The organism is Pseudomonas sp. NFACC02, from assembly GCF_900110765.1.
In the GTDB taxonomy this organism is placed as follows: domain Bacteria; phylum Pseudomonadota; class Gammaproteobacteria; order Pseudomonadales; family Pseudomonadaceae; genus Aquipseudomonas.
Genome location: NZ_FOEO01000009.1, coordinates 142,860 through 158,092, shown reverse-complemented (window position 1 = coordinate 158,092; position 15,233 = coordinate 142,860). Strand labels below are relative to the sequence as shown.

At 59.7% G+C, this 15,233-nt stretch carries 18 protein-coding genes; 6 read left to right on the top strand and 12 right to left on the bottom strand.

Translation table 11 applies throughout. From position 1 onward, the window contains the following. Positions 1-182: 182 nt before the first annotated feature. The 6 genes from dkgB to BMY73_RS10895 form a co-directional block, all read right to left on the bottom strand. Positions 183-986 carry a 2,5-didehydrogluconate reductase DkgB gene (dkgB, locus tag BMY73_RS10920; RefSeq protein WP_092407030.1) on the bottom strand — a complete coding sequence of 268 codons (804 nt, stop codon included), beginning with the start codon at positions 984-986 and terminating at the stop codon, positions 183-185. Positions 987-1,123: 137 nt separating this feature from the next. Then, complete coding sequence (locus tag BMY73_RS10915; protein WP_092407028.1) at positions 1,124-1,663, bottom strand: PaaI family thioesterase; 540 nt, start codon at positions 1,661-1,663, stop codon at positions 1,124-1,126. Positions 1,664-1,909: 246 nt separating this feature from the next. Next, a complete protein-coding gene (locus BMY73_RS10910; RefSeq protein WP_092407026.1) occupies positions 1,910-2,467 on the bottom strand; it encodes a DUF1003 domain-containing protein in 558 nt (185 codons plus the stop codon). Positions 2,468-2,585: 118 nt separating this feature from the next. After that, positions 2,586-2,792, bottom strand: coding sequence for a hypothetical protein (locus BMY73_RS10905; RefSeq protein ID WP_092407024.1), 207 nt, complete (start codon positions 2,790-2,792; stop codon positions 2,586-2,588). Between the two features lie 122 nt (positions 2,793-2,914). Continuing rightward, positions 2,915-3,397, bottom strand: coding sequence for a GreA/GreB family elongation factor (locus BMY73_RS10900; protein ID WP_062380288.1), 483 nt, complete (start codon positions 3,395-3,397; stop codon positions 2,915-2,917). Positions 3,398-3,423: 26 nt separating this feature from the next. Next, positions 3,424-3,819, bottom strand: a complete 396-nt coding sequence (locus tag BMY73_RS10895) for a hypothetical protein (RefSeq protein ID WP_062380290.1) — start codon at positions 3,817-3,819, stop codon at positions 3,424-3,426. Positions 3,820-3,932: 113 nt separating this feature from the next. On the opposite strand from BMY73_RS10895, the gene earP reads away from it, so the two are divergent. Both earP and efp read left to right on the top strand, forming a co-directional pair. Beyond that, positions 3,933-5,081 (top strand): elongation factor P maturation arginine rhamnosyltransferase EarP, encoded by a 1,149-nt coding sequence (gene earP / locus BMY73_RS10890; protein WP_092407022.1) that lies wholly within the window; start codon positions 3,933-3,935, stop codon positions 5,079-5,081. 87 nt (positions 5,082-5,168) lie between these two features. Continuing rightward, on the top strand, positions 5,169-5,738 hold the full coding sequence (gene efp / locus BMY73_RS10885) for an elongation factor P (protein WP_008057003.1): 570 nt from the start codon (positions 5,169-5,171) through the stop codon (positions 5,736-5,738). 242 nt (positions 5,739-5,980) lie between these two features. Here efp and BMY73_RS10880 read toward each other — a convergent pair whose 3' ends face one another. The 3 genes from BMY73_RS10880 to BMY73_RS10870 all read right to left on the bottom strand — a co-directional run bounded on the left by BMY73_RS10880 (position 5,981) and on the right by BMY73_RS10870 (position 8,434). Then, positions 5,981-7,000, bottom strand: coding sequence for an alpha/beta hydrolase (locus tag BMY73_RS10880; RefSeq protein ID WP_092407020.1), 1,020 nt, complete (start codon positions 6,998-7,000; stop codon positions 5,981-5,983). A 26-nt stretch (positions 7,001-7,026) separates the two neighbouring features. Next, positions 7,027-7,446, bottom strand: a complete 420-nt coding sequence (locus BMY73_RS10875; protein WP_092407018.1) for an organic hydroperoxide resistance protein — start codon at positions 7,444-7,446, stop codon at positions 7,027-7,029. Positions 7,447-7,960: 514 nt separating this feature from the next. Beyond that, on the bottom strand, positions 7,961-8,434 hold the full coding sequence (locus tag BMY73_RS10870; RefSeq protein WP_062380298.1) for a MarR family winged helix-turn-helix transcriptional regulator: 474 nt from the start codon (positions 8,432-8,434) through the stop codon (positions 7,961-7,963). Positions 8,435-8,698: 264 nt separating this feature from the next. On the opposite strand from BMY73_RS10870, the gene BMY73_RS10865 reads away from it, so the two are divergent. Continuing rightward, on the top strand, positions 8,699-9,430 hold the full coding sequence (locus tag BMY73_RS10865) for a sulfite exporter TauE/SafE family protein (RefSeq protein ID WP_082060749.1): 732 nt from the start codon (positions 8,699-8,701) through the stop codon (positions 9,428-9,430). Positions 9,431-9,436: 6 nt separating this feature from the next. Here the strand turns inward: BMY73_RS10865 and BMY73_RS10860 are convergent, their stop codons facing one another. Then, positions 9,437-10,291, bottom strand: coding sequence for a LysR substrate-binding domain-containing protein (locus BMY73_RS10860; protein WP_202967479.1), 855 nt, complete (start codon positions 10,289-10,291; stop codon positions 9,437-9,439). 98 nt (positions 10,292-10,389) lie between these two features. Between BMY73_RS10860 and BMY73_RS10855 the strand changes: the two genes are divergently transcribed. Both BMY73_RS10855 and BMY73_RS10850 read left to right on the top strand, forming a co-directional pair. Next, positions 10,390-10,623 (top strand): DUF1127 domain-containing protein, encoded by a 234-nt coding sequence (locus tag BMY73_RS10855; RefSeq protein WP_062380341.1) that lies wholly within the window; start codon positions 10,390-10,392, stop codon positions 10,621-10,623. A gap of 50 nt (positions 10,624-10,673) precedes the next feature. Further along, complete coding sequence (locus BMY73_RS10850; protein WP_092407014.1) at positions 10,674-11,918, top strand: winged helix-turn-helix domain-containing protein; 1,245 nt, start codon at positions 10,674-10,676, stop codon at positions 11,916-11,918. Between the two features lie 125 nt (positions 11,919-12,043). Here BMY73_RS10850 and BMY73_RS10845 read toward each other — a convergent pair whose 3' ends face one another. Further along, positions 12,044-13,390, bottom strand: a complete 1,347-nt coding sequence (locus tag BMY73_RS10845) for a class II 3-deoxy-7-phosphoheptulonate synthase (RefSeq protein ID WP_092407072.1) — start codon at positions 13,388-13,390, stop codon at positions 12,044-12,046. 125 nt (positions 13,391-13,515) lie between these two features. On the opposite strand from BMY73_RS10845, the gene BMY73_RS10840 reads away from it, so the two are divergent. Then, positions 13,516-14,271, top strand: a complete 756-nt coding sequence (locus BMY73_RS10840; protein ID WP_092407012.1) for a spermidine synthase — start codon at positions 13,516-13,518, stop codon at positions 14,269-14,271. Here the strand turns inward: BMY73_RS10840 and BMY73_RS10835 are convergent, their stop codons facing one another. Continuing rightward, positions 14,272-15,063, bottom strand: a complete 792-nt coding sequence (locus BMY73_RS10835; RefSeq protein ID WP_092407070.1) for a crotonase/enoyl-CoA hydratase family protein — start codon at positions 15,061-15,063, stop codon at positions 14,272-14,274. Positions 15,064-15,233 lie beyond the last annotated feature (170 nt).

Here is a 15,233-nt window from a genome sequence, read left to right as displayed (position 1 = left end):
GACATACCGCCTTCGTCCGAATTGCGGCCCATACCCTCGTAACCTCGGACGTCTCCCACAGGTTCCGGGGTGATGCATGCACTTGTGTTCGGCCCGCAGACCTGTGTAGGAGCCGGCTTGCTGGCGAATGCGGTGGGTCAGCGACATCAACAATCACTGACACATCGCGTTCGCTGCCTTCGTCAATCCCACTGCGGCGCCAAACTGGCCGGACTGGTCAGGCGATGGCCGCGATCCAGCCGGGCGATCTGTTCCATGTCGTCATCGGTCAGTTTCAGGTCCACCGACTTGAGGTTGCTCTCCAGGTTCGCGCGTTTGGTCGAGGACGGTATCACCGCGTAGCCCAGCTGCATCGCCCATGCGAGCGCCACCTGTGCCGGCGTTGCCTGATGACGCTGAGCGATCTGCTGGATCACCGGGTCTTTCAGCACTTCGCCGTAGGCCAGCGTCATGTACGAGGTGATCTTGATGCCGTGCTGCCGAGCGAAATCCGCCACGGTGCGGTTTTGCAGGTACGGGTGCAGCTCGATCTGGTTGGTGGCGATGTTCTCGGCGCCGACCGCTTCAATCGCTTCTTTCATCAGTGCCACGGTGAAGTTGGAGACGCCGATCGCGCGGGTCAGGCCCTGCTGCTTTGCCTCCAGCAACGCACCCATGAACTCGGCAACGGGCACCTTGCCTTGCGGCGATGGCCAATGAATCAGGGTCAGATCGACATAGTCGGTTTTCAGCTTCGCCAGGCTTTCCTTGAGGCTGGGGATCAGCTTGTCGGCGGCGAAGTTGTCGGTCCAGATCTTGGTGGTAATGAACAGTTGGTCGCGAGGCACGCCGCTTTCGGCGATGGCTTGGCCGACTTCCGCTTCGTTGCCGTAGATCTGCGCGGTGTCGATCACACGGTAGCCGACTTCAAGGCCAGCGGTGACCGAGTCGATCACCACCTGATCTTTCAAGCGAAAGGTGCCAAGGCCAAATGCAGGAACAGTCATGGGGTTCTCCATTGCGAAGGGTAGAAAATCTGAAGCCCAGTATCCCGGTTGGTTCCCTGCGGAAAAACCGGAAAACGAGAAAGGGACTTTTGACCGCAGGTCATGAATGCAATGGACAGACGGCACCCAACGAAGGCTTAGCGGTTCATGTCGAGGATCATGCAGGTGGTGGTCCCGGTCGCGTACAGACGGCCCTCGGCGTCGTAGATTTTGCCTTCGGCCAGTGCGGTGGAGCGGCCGACGTGCACCACCGTGCCTTCGGCGCGTATCGGGCCGGTCTTCTGAGTCAGCGCCCGGATGTAGCTGATGCGCAGGTCGAGGGTGGTGTAGCCCTGGCCTTTGTTCAGTCGGGTGTGAATCGAACAACCCATGCACGAGTCGAGGAGGGTGGCGGCGTAGCCACCGTGTACGGTGCCGAGAGGGTTGTAGTGCTGTGGACCGGGCGTGCCTTGAAAGACGAAGCGGCCGGGCGTCCATTCGATGGGTACGAAGTCCATCAACTCGCCGATTGGCGGGTGCGGATACAGACCGTTGCCAATCCCGTCGAAGAACTCTTGCGGAGTGAGCTGCGCTACGTCGAGCAGGCTCATGCTATCGGCTTTACCGAGACGAGCGCGCATGGCTTGTTCTTGAGTCAGCCAAAGGGCCAGGGTTTCTTCGCGAGAGGTGGTCTGCATGGCGTCGCTCCAGGAATCAGGTCGTTGGTGGAAATAAATTACGGTCATAATCCCGCCATTCCATGACAACCGCAATATCATAAATGTCCACCAATGGCTAAAGCGCTCATAGGTCGGGCACCGGCGGTAAAATCAGACCCTTGGCCATGTCTGGCACACCGCATTTGCCGAATCCACTGCCGGTGCGTGTCAGATCGAAAAAAGCCGGGCGTCTGCACCTCCGGGCCGAAGTCGATCCTCAGCGTATCAAGCGTGCCCGTCCCTCTTTACAAAATGCTTGTGCATATCGGCGGTCAGCGCTTCGACGCGTTCGGTGAGCACTTTGGTCATTTCGGTCAAGCGCGTGTTCTGCTCCAGCAGTTCGAGCATCTGTGCAGTGTGCTCTGCTGCACGGGCCATGCGCTCTTCATTGGCCACGGCCAGGTCTTCCCGGTGCTGCGCGTCGGCATCGGCATTGGCTTTGTCACGCGCTGACTGGCGTGTCTGCGCGAGCAGGATCAGCGGTGCGGCATAGGCCGACTGCAGGCTGAACGCCAGGTTAAGCAAAATGAAGGGGTACAGGTCGAAGGTCACCAGGCCGCTGATGTTGGCGCCTACCCACAGCAGCACGATCAGTGTCTGGGCGCCAAGAAACGTCGGTGTACCGAAGAAACGCGCAAACGCTTCCGCCTTTAGCGCGAAGGCATCGTTACCAAACGTGGATGCCAGATGGGCATGGGCTTTGTGGAAACGCAGATGATCGGCTTTTACGGGCGCAGTGCTAGGCACGTCGGCTTTGACGGTGTCAGGGGTGGCAACGGGCATGGCGGTTTCCTGAAGGCAAAAAACATTTGCCCACTATAGGCCCAGATCAACCGACTTTGGCGCCGCGTATGACGGCAGGAGCGAGCGGGCTCCCACCGATTTGATATCGACCTGCGCTTCAATCTATCGGATCGGGATACAACGGTTTGGACCGCGACATGATGTTGGCGTAGTCGTACACGTACTGGCGGCCTGCATGGCTGGTCATCCGCAGGCGATCGATCAGTTGCCGCTCTTTATTGTTCAGGTATCTCAACCCTTGGTGGTCACTGGACTTGAGGCGATCACGTTCATGGGCGTCAGGGAAAGTGATGACGTTCGTCATGAAATATCTCCTTGGTTAAATCCGTGTGCCCGGCTCCATCTTCCGGGTTCACCGTATGTCGTGCGACTGCGCACCTTACCCACAAAAAGTCAGACCCTTCAACCCTGCAAATGATCAATGGATCACAGGATGTGAATGACTTCGAACGATTGCCGGCTGCCATTGACGCTGATCTGCACCTCATCGCCATCGAACTTGCCCAGCAGGTTCTGGCCCAAGGGCGCTCGGTCGGTGATGACAGTGATCAGGGTGTCATCGACGCGGATCTTCAAGCCTGCCGCGTCCGGCCCCAGGAACAGGTGCTGCTCAGCGCCACTCGCGGATTCCAGGACGATGAGGTCGCCCGACTGAATACCCCGTGTTTCGTCGAACGGCTTGAGCACCAGGTTCTGGTACCGCGTCAGGGACTGGCGAATCTCTTCCACGCGACGCGCCTGTCCGGCAGCCAGATACGAGGCCTCCAGGCCCAGCGTGTCGTACTTGTTCTCGGCGATGTTCTCTTCATGGGTCGCGGTTTCGTACGCGGTTTGTGCGGCGCGAATGGCGATGTCCAGATCGACCTCGAGTTTTTCAATGATCCGTTGCAGGATCTGCTGCTTGTTCATGAGTGCTGCTTGTCTCGTGGAAGGAATCAACCGCAGAACTGATAGATCGCGGCGCGGCTCTTCTCGCTGGGCGCGGTCTGGTTCTGCTGCATCCAGAACTGGCATTTCGGGCCGTTGAAGCTTCGCTGGCGCTCGGCCTGTTCGGCTTCCTGCGCCTGACGGGCCTCGCTGTCGCGCAATATTTGCCGGTACTGGTCAAACATCGGATTGTCACTTTCAGGCTTTGCCTTGGCGGCGGGCGGGCTCGTCAGTTGACTGGCCGCATTGCCCAGCGCCTGGCTCTGCTCGGCGGGGAGGGTTTTGTAAATCAGCCAGCCTGTGAGGCCCACGGCCAGGCAACCCAGCCAGATGCCGGCGGCAATGGACACGATCAGCTTCAGCGGTTGGAGCGTAACGGACAACTGGCGATGGTTGACGTGCATAGCAGACTCCCGGCTTGTATGACGTTGGCGCCGATTGTCGCACGACCGGGGCTGGTGATTCTGCGCTGTTATGAAGGACAATCCGCTTTTTTGAACATCCTCAGGGAGCCCGGATGAAAGCCTCTTGGGATATTTTCTGCACCGTTGTGGATAACTTCGGCGATGTCGGCGTGACATTTCGTCTGGCCCGACAACTGGTCGCCGAACACGGGATGGACGTGCGTCTCTGGGTCGACGACCTGTCGGCGTTCGCGCGCCTGTGTCCCGGTGCCGACGCTGATGCACGGCAACAGTGGCATGACGGCGTCAACGTCTGTTTCTGGGCGAAAGACTGGCAACCGGCCGAGCCTGCCGACGTGGTCATCGAGGCCTTTGCGTGTCATCTGCCCGCCGCTTACATCGACGCCATGAAGGCGCGCAACCCGCGTCCGTTGTGGCTGAACCTGGAATACCTCAGTGCGGAGGAGTGGGTAACAGGTTGCCATGGCCTGCCATCGTTGCAGTCCAGCGGCATCCAGAAGTTCTTTTTCTTCCCGGGTTTCCGGACCAGCACCGGCGGATTGCTCCGTGAAGCCGGGCTGATCGAACGTCGGCACGCATTCGAGCAGAATCCGGCCGCTAAGCAGGCCTTCCTGGCCAGCCTGGGTATTTATCCACAGGAGGATGCAGCGCTTGGGCAGACGCGGCTGATTTCCCTGTTCGCCTACGAACACCCGGGATTGGGCTCGTGGCTGGATTGTCTGGCGTTCTCTGATCGCAAAACCCATTTGCTGGTGCCGGAAGGGCGGATTCTGGGAGACCTGGAGCGCTGGCTAGGCGTCGACGCGTTGAAAACGGGCGATTTGAATCAGCGCAATGCCCTGACGATTCAGGTGTTGCCGTTCGTGCGCCAGGAAGATTACGACCGGCTGCTGTGGTGTTGCGAGTTCAACGTCGTGCGTGGCGAAGATTCGTTTGTCCGTGCGCAGTGGGCGGGGCGTCCGCTGATCTGGCACATCTACGCGCAGGACGACGATGCCCACTGGGCCAAGCTGGACGCGTTTCTCGAGCTGTATCTGGCGGGATTGTCTACAGAGGCGGGGCAGGCGCTGACCGAGGTCTGGCGCCACTGGAACGCGGGTCAGTCGATGACTCAAAGCTGGAATGCGCTTGAAAAGCACCGTGGCGAGCTGGCCGCGCATGCCGAACGGTGGTGTCTGGAACAGGCCTTGCAGGACGATCTGACGACTGCGCTGGTAACGTTTTACCGAAATTGGATATGATACGCGGCCTTGTATTAAGCCCTGTACGAAAAGTGGCTTTTCGTACAGGGCTTAGAAAGAACTTCAATCCAAATTCGGATACTCGTAATGAAAACTGGTAAAGAGCTTAAACCCGGCACCGTGATCCGTATCGACAACGATCCTTGGCTGGTTCAGAAAGCTGAATTCACCAAGTCGGGCCGTAACAGCGCGATCATGAAGACCAAGCTGAAGAACCTGCTGACCGGCTACAAGACTGAAACCGTCTACAGCGCCGACGACAAGCTGGACGACGTGATCCTGGACCGTAAAGAAGCCACTCTGTCTTTCATCAGCGGTGACTCCTACACGTTCATGGACACCACTGACTACACCATGTACGAACTGAACGCCGAAGACATCGAAAGCGTTCTGCCTTTCATCGAAGAAGGCATGACCGACGTCTGCGAAGCCGTATTCTTCGAAGGCCGTCTGGTTTCCGTAGAACTGCCGACCACCATCGTGCGTCAGGTTGACTACACCGAAGGCTCCGCGCGTGGCGACACGTCGGGCAAAGTCATGAAGCCAGCCAAGCTGAAAAACGGCACTGAGCTGAGCGTTGCTGACTTCATCGAAATCGGCGACATGATCGAGATCGATACCCGTGAAGGCGGTTCCTACAAAGGCCGTGCTAAATAAGCATTGCTTTCGTAACACCGAGTACGAAAAAGCCCGACCAGTGAGTCGGGCTTTTTTGTGGGCGATGGGTTTGTCGGTTACCTGTCCATCTCACATGTCTCCATTCGCAGGATTGCTTGTCGAACCCACCGATGCCATCGCGGGCAAGCGCGCTCCTACAGGTGACTCGATACCTGGTAGGAGCGCGCTTGCCCGCGATGGCGTCAGATGAATCGCTGAAGATCCATCCGACCTGCTTCGTCTTACTTCAAATGGACCTTCAGCTCTTGCGAAGCCTGCAGCATCGCAGACCGAACTTCCGGCACCTGGCTGATCACGTTCAGCAGACCGTAGTCGTGAATCATGCCGTTGTAACGCACTGCCGTGACCGGCACGCCGGCCTGATCCAGTTTGCGAGCGTACGCTTCGCCTTCGTCACGCAGAACGTCGGCACCGGCGGTCTGCACCAGCGCAGGCGGCAGGCCTTTCAACTGATCCAGCGTGGCGCGCAGCGGTGAGGCATAGATTTCGGCGCGTTGCTTGGGATCGGTGGTGTAGTTGTCCCAGAACCACTTCATCATGTTGCGGGTGAGGAAGTGACCCTCGGCGAACTGCTCATACGAACCGGTATCGAAATTGGCATCGGTCACCGGCCACAGCAAGACCTGATACTTGATCGCAGGGGTGCCTTTGTCTTTGGCCATCAGGCTGACGACCGCCGCCATGTTGCCGCCGACGCTGTTGCCCGCGACCGCAAGACGCTTGCCGTCGACGTTGATTTCCTTGCCATGCTCAGCCACCCATTTGGTTGCCGCGTAAGCCTGGTTGATCGCGGTCGGGTAGTGCGCTTCAGGCGAAGGGGTGTAGTTGACGAAAACCGCCACCGCACCGGAACCCTCTACCAGATCCCGGACCAGACGTTCGTGCGTCGGGTAGTCACCCAGCACCCACCCGCCGCCGTGGAAGTACATGAACACAGGCAAGGTGCCTTTTACGCCCGCCGGACGCACGATGGTCAGGCTGATGTTCTGGCCGTCGACCGAAATGGTCTTCTGGCTGACATCGGCTTTGGGCAGGGTCAGCTTGACCCCGGCCTGAGCGCCGGTGAGTACGGCGCGTGCATCTTGAGGCGAGAGCTGTTCGATCGGCTTGCCACCACCGGAGTTCAGCGCATCGAGGAACGCCTGTGTGTTGTGCTCGACGCCAGTGTCGGTCGCTGCGAAAGCGTTGCCGACCGAGAAGGCGAGGAGCGAGCCAGCCAGAATCTTGCCGAACGTGTTCATGTTTATCTCCTACGGGGTCGGGTGAGTTAGACGGTTACGTGCAGACGTACGTCAACGTTGCCGCGAGTGGCGTTGGAGTAAGGGCAAACCTGGTGAGCCGCGTCGACCAGCGCTTGAGCATCAGCCTGTTCCAGACCTGGCAGGTTGATGTTCAGGTCGATGTCCAGACCGAAACCGCCAGGGATCTGGCCGATGCCGACGTGGGCAGTGATCGAAGCGTCGGCAGGGATGCTGCGTTTGCTTTGACCGGCGACGAATTTCAGTGCGCCGATGAAGCAGGCCGAGTAACCGGCGGCGAACAATTGCTCAGGGTTGGTGGCTTGGCCACCGGCGCCGCCGAGTTCTTTCGGGGTGGCGAGTTTCACGTCCAGGATTTTGTCGCTGGAAACAGCACGGCCATCACGGCCACCGGTTGCGGTTGCGACTGCGGTATAGAGTGCTTGCATGATATTTCCTCACTAGATGATGTTGGCTTCGAGCCGGTTGTGTTTAGCGCTAAAAGTTTGTGCGCTAAACAAGTGAGGTGAAATGTACTGCGCTAATGTTTAGTGCGCAAGATAAATTTTTGAGATTTTTCCAGAAAAATTACGTTCGACCAGGGTTAATTTGTTTAACTCATTGATAAATAGAGATTTATTTGAGCGAATTTTCGCCGAAGCGTTGACGCTTTTTAGCGGTCCTGTCCGCGAGCAAAATCGCCCTAAGTCCGCAACCACCATCAGGCCTGTCGCTATCGCCCTGTTACCACCGAACCTGTAGGAGCGCGCTTGCCCGCGAATCGATTTTTCTACCGACAAAGATGCATTGGACCCACTGGCCAATCGCGGGCAAGCGCGCTCCTACAGGTTGCGGCGTTGCTCGGCCTGCAGGTGAAACAAGCTCTTCGGCCCCGATGAGATTTGGGGTTCGGCTGAAACAAAAAGGCCAGCAACACGGCTGGCCTGGAGTGGAAACGGGAAATCAAATGCTGCTGTGGAGGTTCTCGCGCAACCCCAGCAGATCTTTCTGTAACGCTTGCAGTTGTTGAACGCTGATGCCGCTGGCAGCCAGAATGCACTGCGGAATGCGCTGCGCTTTGGCGTGTAACGCTCTGCCTTGTTCGGTCAATGTCAGCAGGACGACACGTTCGTCCTCTTTGCTGCGTGTGCGGCTGATCAAGCCTTCGGCTTCCAGCCGTTTCAGCAGGGGGGTGAGCGATCCCGGGTCTGTCAGCAAGCGTGTGCTGACTTCTCCCACCGTCAACCCGTCCCGCTCCCACAGCACCAGCATGGCCAGGTACTGCGGATAGGTCAGATTCAGTTCCTGAAGCAGTGGCTTGTACACCTTGGTCATCATCAATGACGTGGAGTACAGGGCAAAGCACAGTTGGTTATCCAGCAGCAACGCGTCGCAATTGCCAGCGCCCGCCGTGGTCGAGCTCTCGTCGGCGTTCATCGGGTGTTCCTCGGTTAATCGGGAGTGACTGCTAATTTAGTGCCCTGATCTTTATTGCACCAGATAATTTCGGTAATGAGTGGCGCGGTGTATTTCTATCGCCGATGGGAGCGGCTGGCTCGGATCCCTTGAGACACGGATCGTGAATCGTCTGATCACGATCCGTTGAAGTTAATGTTCGTCTGCGGATTTCCCTGCGGCCTGCGACTGCGTAGCATGCGCGCAGGGTTAAACTGAGGACCGCGCGTGACGGTAGATGTCTTGATTTACTTGCTGCTCGGCGCTGCCATGGGCACGCTGGGCGGGCTGTTTGGCATTGGCGGCGGGCTTGTTGCCATTCCTGCGCTGGGCGTGCTGTTCGGACTCGATCAGCAGTTGGCGCAGGGCACGGCACTGTTGATGGTACTGCCCAATGTGTTGCTCGCGTTATGGCGGTATAACCAGCGCAACCGGATTTCGGTCCGTAACGCCATGATGCTGATCGGCCCCAGTTTCATCGTGTCGTGGCTGACCTCGCTCTGGGCGGTGCGAGTCGACGCACAAAGCATGCGCATCGGTTTTGTCGCTTTCCTCGTGGTATTGACGCTCTTCAACCTGATCCAGATGTACTGGCGCAAGGGCGATGCAGGCCTTGAATTACGTCATCGCAAATGGCTGTGGTTGCTCGGCGTAGGGTCTGGTGTCACGGCGGGGATGTTCGGCGTGGGAGGCGGAGTGATTGCGACGCCGATCCTGACGGGTATTTTCGGCGCCACCCAAGTGGTCGCCCAGGGCCTCGCGCTGGCGTTGGCGGCCCCCGCCACCGTGATCACGCTGACGACGTATGCGGCGCACGGCCACGTCGACTGGCCGATGGGCATCCCGCTGGCGATCGGCGGTCTGGCCAGCATCAGTTGGGGCGTGGCGCTGGCTCATAGCCTGCCGGAGCGGTTGCTGCGTTCGCTGTTCTGCGTGTTTTTGGTGATCTGCGCAATCATGCTGTGCTTCAGGGTTTGACGCAGGCTACAGCGTGAAGCCCTCGGCGATGTGATCGGCCAGACACTCCGTGATGGGCGAAGGATTATTCGGGTTGCGCAGCAAGACAATGCTCGCCGAGGGCAACTGCGGCAACCCTTCGGCGTCTCCCAGAATACGCAGGTCCGAGGTGATCAGGCTTTGCAATTGCGCCGTCACCGCGAGTCCCGCGCTGACCACCGCCATGATCGCCGACAGGCTGGCGCTGGTATACGCCACGCGATATTCCCGACCCGCTGCATCCAGCGCATTGCTCGCCCACTGCCTGCAAAAACAGTCACTGTTGAACATCGCCAGCGGGAGCGGCGTTTGCTCGTGGGGGCAGAACCCTGCGGCCTCGGCCCAGACGAAGCGCTCCTGACGCAGAATCTGGCCGATCTCCTTGCCTGGCTCGCGGGTGACAATGCTCAGGTCCAGGTCCTGGCGTTGCAGCAGCTGTGCTGATGATTCGCAATGCACCTCCACCTGAATCAGCGGATACGCCTGAGCGAAGCGCGACAGAATGCCGGGCAAAAAACGCATGACATAGTCGTCCGGCGTGCCGATCTTCACGGTGCCGATCATGTGCGGTTCGCGCAGGGTGTTGAACACTTCACTGTGCAATTTGAGGATGCGTCGCGCGTAGCCCAGCAGGACCTGCCCTTCGGCGGTCAGGTTCAGGGTGCGACCGTCCTTCTGAAACAGCGGCCGCTGAACGACGTCGTCTTCCAGTCGCTTCATCTGCATGCTCACGGCGGACTGGGTGCGGTTCACCACTTCACCTGCCTTGGTGAAACCGCCTTGATCGGCAATGGCGACAAAGGTCCTCAAGAGCTCGCTGTCGATACTTGGATAGGTGGCCATTGCATCAATCTCCCAGATGCGTTGCATCAGAAACATTCGTTGGATTGATCTTAACCCTGCGCGGAGAATCTAGCCATCCCCACCTGGAGGGCAAGATGATGAAAAGTCAAAAAGGTTATGTACTGGTACTGAAAACGCTGTCCCGCGATTCGGCGTTCGAGCGCGCCTGGCGCGCTGCGACGTCGCGGATTGCCCGCTGGCGCACCCTGCATCGCGAGCGTATCGAGCTGGCCAGCCTGAGCGACGACGCACTCAAGGACATCGGCCTGAGCCGCGCCGATGTCTACGGGGAGGCCGACCGGCCGTTCTGGGACGACCCAATGAAGCGCTGACAGGGCAGGGTGTGATCGGGTAGTTTTGCGAATCGATCAGGAGGTCCTGAATGCCCGCAGAACTGTCGACTCAACAGCTGTCGCTTAAACAAGCACGACGTGTGGCGCTGGCGGCCCAGCGTTTCAATGGCCGTCAGCCACCGCTCACCTTCACCTCCAGCCACGTCACGCAGTTGATCGAGTGCCTCGGCGTTCTGCAGATCGACTCGGTCAACGCGCTGGTCCGTTCCCATTACTTGCCGCTCTATTCACGACTGGGCAACTACCCGCAGAAGCTGCTGGATCAGGCTGCGTGGAGTCAGGGCCCTCAACGCAAGCTTTTCGAATACTGGGGGCACGAGGCCTCGTTACTGCCGGTTACGCTGTATCCCCTGATGCGCTGGCGCATGCAGCGCGCGTCGCGGGGCGACGGTATCTACCAGCAACTCGCCAAATTCGGGCGTGAGGAACAATCGACCATCGCCAGGGTGTTGCAAGCTGTCCGCGACCAGGGCGCGTTGGGGGCAGGCAGCCTCAGCACGCGTCAGGAGCGCGCAGGACCCTGGTGGGACTGGAGCGCTGAAAAGCTCGCGCTGGAATGGTTGTTCGCTGCAGGCGAGGTCACGGTTTCAGGCCGGCGCGGCTTCGAGCGGCTGTACGATTTGCCTGAGCGGGTGCTGCCGTCCGCGATCATCCATCACCCCGAAATCGACGAGGCCGATGCGCAGCGCGGGTTATTGCTGCGGGCGATCACGGCATTGGGCGTCGGCACTGAAAAAGACATCCGCGATTATTTTCGCCAGGACCCTGCGCCAGCAAAGACCGGGCTTGCTGAACTCCTGGAAGATGGGGCGATTGAGAGGATTCAGGTCCAGGGCTGGAAACAATCGGTGTACGCGCTGCCCGGACTCAAGGTGCCGAGAAAAATCACCGCAAGCGCGCTGCTTTCTCCGTTTGATTCACTGATCTGGGAGCGTTCGCGCACCGAGCGACTGTTCGATTTTCATTACCGGCTCGAGATCTACACCCCAGCGCACAAGCGTGTGTACGGCTATTACGTGCTGCCGTTTCTGCACAACGAACGCATCGCCGCGCGCATCGATTTGCGGGCGGAAAGAGCGGCGGGAAGGCTGGCGGTGCATGCCGTGCACGAAGAAGAGCCAGGGCTGGACGAGGAGGGGATGCACGCCTTGGCGGCGAATCTGCGGCAACTGGCGGATTGGCTAGGGCTGCCGGACGTGTTGATCAACTGCCAGCGCGCCAGTGCGGCGCGCTTGCGGGTGGCGTTTCTCTCCCGGGGCTTAGGGCACTTGTAACGGTTGGAGGTTTGCGTCGTTCCTGTAGGAGCGCGCTTGCCCGCGATTGCGATCTGTCTGTAACGGGTCCTTTGTCTGACCCACCGCAATCGCGGGACAAGCCACGCCCCTACAAGGGTGCGTGTTTACCGGCGCACCTGCTTCAACGTCTCGGCAATCAGAAACGCCAACTCCAGCGACTGATCGGCATTCATCCGAGGATCGCAATGGGTGTGGTAGCGGTCCGATAAGCCGTCTTCGGTAATCGGACGCGCGCCGCCGATGCATTCGGTGACGTTCTGTCCGGTCATCTCGATGTGAATCCCGCCGGCATACGTGCCTTCTGCCTGATGCACCTGGAAGAACTGCTTCACCTCGGCCAGGATCTGCGCGAAGTCGCGGGTCTTGTAGCCGCTGCTCGCCTTGATCGTGTTGCCGTGCATCGGGTCCGAACTCCACAGCACCTTTTTGCCTTCGCGCTCCACCGCACGAATCAGCCCTGGCAGATGATCGCCGACCTTGTTGGCGCCCATGCGCGCGATCAGGTTCAGACGACCCGGATCGTTGTCCGGATTGAGGATGTCGATCAGGCGAATCAGGTCGTCGGTGTTCATGCTCGGGCCGACTTTCACCCCGATCGGGTTCTTCACGCCTCGCAGGAACTCGACGTGCGCACCGTCCACCTGACGCGTGCGGTCGCCGATCCACAGCATGTGGGCCGAGCAGTCATAGAAATCATTGGTCAGGCTGTCGCGACGCACGAAGGCTTCTTCGTAGTTCAGCAGGAGGGCTTCGTGGGCGGTGAAAAAACTGGTTTCGCGCAATTGCGGCGACGTGTCCATGCCACAGGCGCGCATGAAGGCCAGGGTTTCGTCGATACGGTCGGCCAACTGGCTGTACTTGTCCGACAGCGCCGAATTGGCGATGAAATCCAGGTTCCACTGATGCACCTGGTGCAGGTCGGCAAACCCGCCCTGCGCGAACGCACGCAACAGGTTCAGGGTCGCGGTGGACTGGTGATAGGCCTGCAACAGACGATCAGGGTCCGGCACGCGGCTCTTTTCATCGAAGCCGATGCCGTTGACGATGTCGCCGCGATAGGCCGGCAGCGTCACACCGTCCACGGTTTCGTCGTTGGCAGAGCGCGGTTTGGCGAACTGGCCGGCCATGCGTCCGACCTTGACCACCGGGCATCCCGCCGCAAAGGTCATGACAATCGCCATCTGCAGCAACACCTTGAAGGTGTCGCGGATTTTCGCGGCGGAAAATTCGAAGAAGCTCTCGGCGCAATCGCCACCTTGCAGCAGAAACGCACGACCCTCGGTGACCTCGGCAAACTGTCGGCGCAGCTCGCGCGCTTCACCGGCGAACACCAGCGGAGGGTAGCTGGCCAGGGTCTGCTCGACACGCAGCACGTGTTCGGCATCGGGGTATTGAGGTTGCTGCTGGATAGGCAGCGCCCGCCAGCTGTCGGGGCTCCAGGGTTGGCTCATGATGAACTCGAATTCCATGCGATCGGACGGCCATGTTAGCAGCTCGTCCCGATAATTTGCGTGACCTGCCGGGGCTGCATGCCTGACAATCCGCGCGCCAAATCCGATTTATCAAGAGAGCAGCAATGACCGAGGAGCGTGTAGAGCGCGTGCTGGCTGAAGTTCATGACGACTTCGGCATGATTCGCGTGCTGGAAGTGGACGATTATCGCTTCCTGGAGTTTGGCGATGCCATCGAGCAGAGCTGCACGTTCACGGCCGATCCGGCGTGGCTGGAGTATGACTACACCCGGGCGATGCTGATCGGTGCGTTGTGCCATGAGTCGCCGGAGAGCGCGCTGTTCATGGGGCTCGGCGCAGGCACGCTGACCCAGGCATGCCTGAAGTTCCTGCCGCTGGACGATGTTGAAGCCATCGAACTGCGGCCTGACGTGCCACGCCTGGCGATGGAGTACATGGGTCTGGAAGACGATCCCCGGCTCTACGTGCGCATTGGCGATGCGCTGGAGCTGCTGCCGACGGCGGAAAACGCCGACCTGATCTTCGTTGACTTGTACACCGACACCGGCCCTGCGGTGGGGCATCTGGCGTGGGGCTTTCTGGAGATGTGCCAGCAACGCCTGAACCCCGGTGGCTGGCTGATCATCAACCAATGGGCTTCGGATGACGGCAAACCACTGGGCGCGGCGCTCTTGCGCGGCCTCTATCATCGCCATTACTGGGAGCTGCCGGTGAAGGAAGGCAACGTGATTCTCATCGTGCCCGCCGACCTTGAGCAGAGCCTGGAGATGGATGCGTTGATCGAGCGCGCCGAAGGCCTGGCGCCGCAACTGGGTTACTCGTTGCTTCCCCTGATCAAGACCCTGCGCCCGGCGACCTGATCAACGCCCTTTGAACACCGGGCTACGGCCTTCGAGCAGCGCGTTCAAGCCTTCTCTGGCGTCGTCACTGTCGATGATCCGTTTGACCCGCATCGGCAGAGCTCGCGCCGCCGCTTCCTCGCCTTCGAGCAGCGCCTGCCGCGCCGACTCCAGCGTGGCGCGAATGCCCAGCGGTGCCCGATCGGCGATGTGCTGCGCCAGTCTCAGCGCCGAGGGCAGCAATTCCTCGGGCGCCATCACTTCCTGTACCAGCCCCATGCGACAGGCCTCGTGCGCGTCGAACTCATCGCCCGTCAACAGCCAGCGCATGGCATTGCCCCATCCGGCGATCTGATGCAGACGCAGCGTCGCGCCACCGAACGCGAAAATGCCGCGTTGCACCTCCAGATGGGCGAAACGCGAATTGCTGGCGCACAGGTTGATGTCGGAGGCGAGCATCAGTTCGATACCCAGCGTCAGGCAGTAACCCTGGGCGGCGACGATCACGGGTTTGCTGACCCTCGGGCCGACGAACAAACCCCAGGGATCGCAGCCTCCCGGCGGCACTTTCCAGCCTCCTCTGAGTGACGGACCCGCTTCGGCGAGATCCAGTCCGCCCGTGAAATGGTCGCCGTGAGCGAACACCACCGCCACCCGCGCCTGTTCGTTGCGCTCGAACTCACCGTAGGCAAGGCTGAGCTGGTTGAGCATCTCCATGTCGAAGGCGTTGCGTTTGGCGACCCGATCGAGCCCGATAAGCATGATAGGACCACGCTGTTCCCGGCTGACGTGGCCTTTGGTCGAAGAGGTCATGTCCGAATTCCTGCGTGCAGAGTAGAAGGAGAGGGTGGGCTGCCTGACTGATGAGGTGAATCGTTTAAGCCTCCGCCGCCAGTAATACCGGGCTCTTGGAAAATAGACACTGACACAGGTTTGCGCAAAGCCTGTGACAGTTGGACGCAAGGTCTTCTTTCTCTGAAAAA

Coding starts and splice junctions, on each gene's coding strand:
- BMY73_RS10855 (WP_062380341.1), top strand. CDS start 10,390: ATGAAAAGTCAAAAAGGTTATGTACTGGTACTGAAAACGCTGTCCCGC.
- BMY73_RS10910 (WP_092407026.1), bottom strand. CDS start 2,467: ATGCCCGTTGCCACCCCTGACACCGTCAAAGCCGACGTGCCTAGCACT.
- BMY73_RS10860 (WP_202967479.1), bottom strand. CDS start 10,291: ATGGCCACCTATCCAAGTATCGACAGCGAGCTCTTGAGGACCTTTGTC.
- BMY73_RS10835 (WP_092407070.1), bottom strand. CDS start 15,063: ATGACCTCTTCGACCAAAGGCCACGTCAGCCGGGAACAGCGTGGTCCT.
- BMY73_RS10850 (WP_092407014.1), top strand. CDS start 10,674: ATGCCCGCAGAACTGTCGACTCAACAGCTGTCGCTTAAACAAGCACGA.
- BMY73_RS10875 (WP_092407018.1), bottom strand. CDS start 7,446: ATGCAAGCACTCTATACCGCAGTCGCAACCGCAACCGGTGGCCGTGAT.
- efp (WP_008057003.1), top strand. CDS start 5,169: ATGAAAACTGGTAAAGAGCTTAAACCCGGCACCGTGATCCGTATCGAC.
- BMY73_RS10900 (WP_062380288.1), bottom strand. CDS start 3,397: ATGAACAAGCAGCAGATCCTGCAACGGATCATTGAAAAACTCGAGGTC.
- BMY73_RS10840 (WP_092407012.1), top strand. CDS start 13,516: ATGACCGAGGAGCGTGTAGAGCGCGTGCTGGCTGAAGTTCATGACGAC.
- BMY73_RS10905 (WP_092407024.1), bottom strand. CDS start 2,792: ATGACGAACGTCATCACTTTCCCTGACGCCCATGAACGTGATCGCCTC.
- BMY73_RS10880 (WP_092407020.1), bottom strand. CDS start 7,000: ATGAACACGTTCGGCAAGATTCTGGCTGGCTCGCTCCTCGCCTTCTCG.
- earP (WP_092407022.1), top strand. CDS start 3,933: ATGAAAGCCTCTTGGGATATTTTCTGCACCGTTGTGGATAACTTCGGC.
- BMY73_RS10915 (WP_092407028.1), bottom strand. CDS start 1,663: ATGCAGACCACCTCTCGCGAAGAAACCCTGGCCCTTTGGCTGACTCAA.
- BMY73_RS10895 (WP_062380290.1), bottom strand. CDS start 3,819: ATGCACGTCAACCATCGCCAGTTGTCCGTTACGCTCCAACCGCTGAAG.
- BMY73_RS10845 (WP_092407072.1), bottom strand. CDS start 13,390: ATGAGCCAACCCTGGAGCCCCGACAGCTGGCGGGCGCTGCCTATCCAG.
- BMY73_RS10870 (WP_062380298.1), bottom strand. CDS start 8,434: ATGAACGCCGACGAGAGCTCGACCACGGCGGGCGCTGGCAATTGCGAC.
- dkgB (WP_092407030.1), bottom strand. CDS start 986: ATGACTGTTCCTGCATTTGGCCTTGGCACCTTTCGCTTGAAAGATCAG.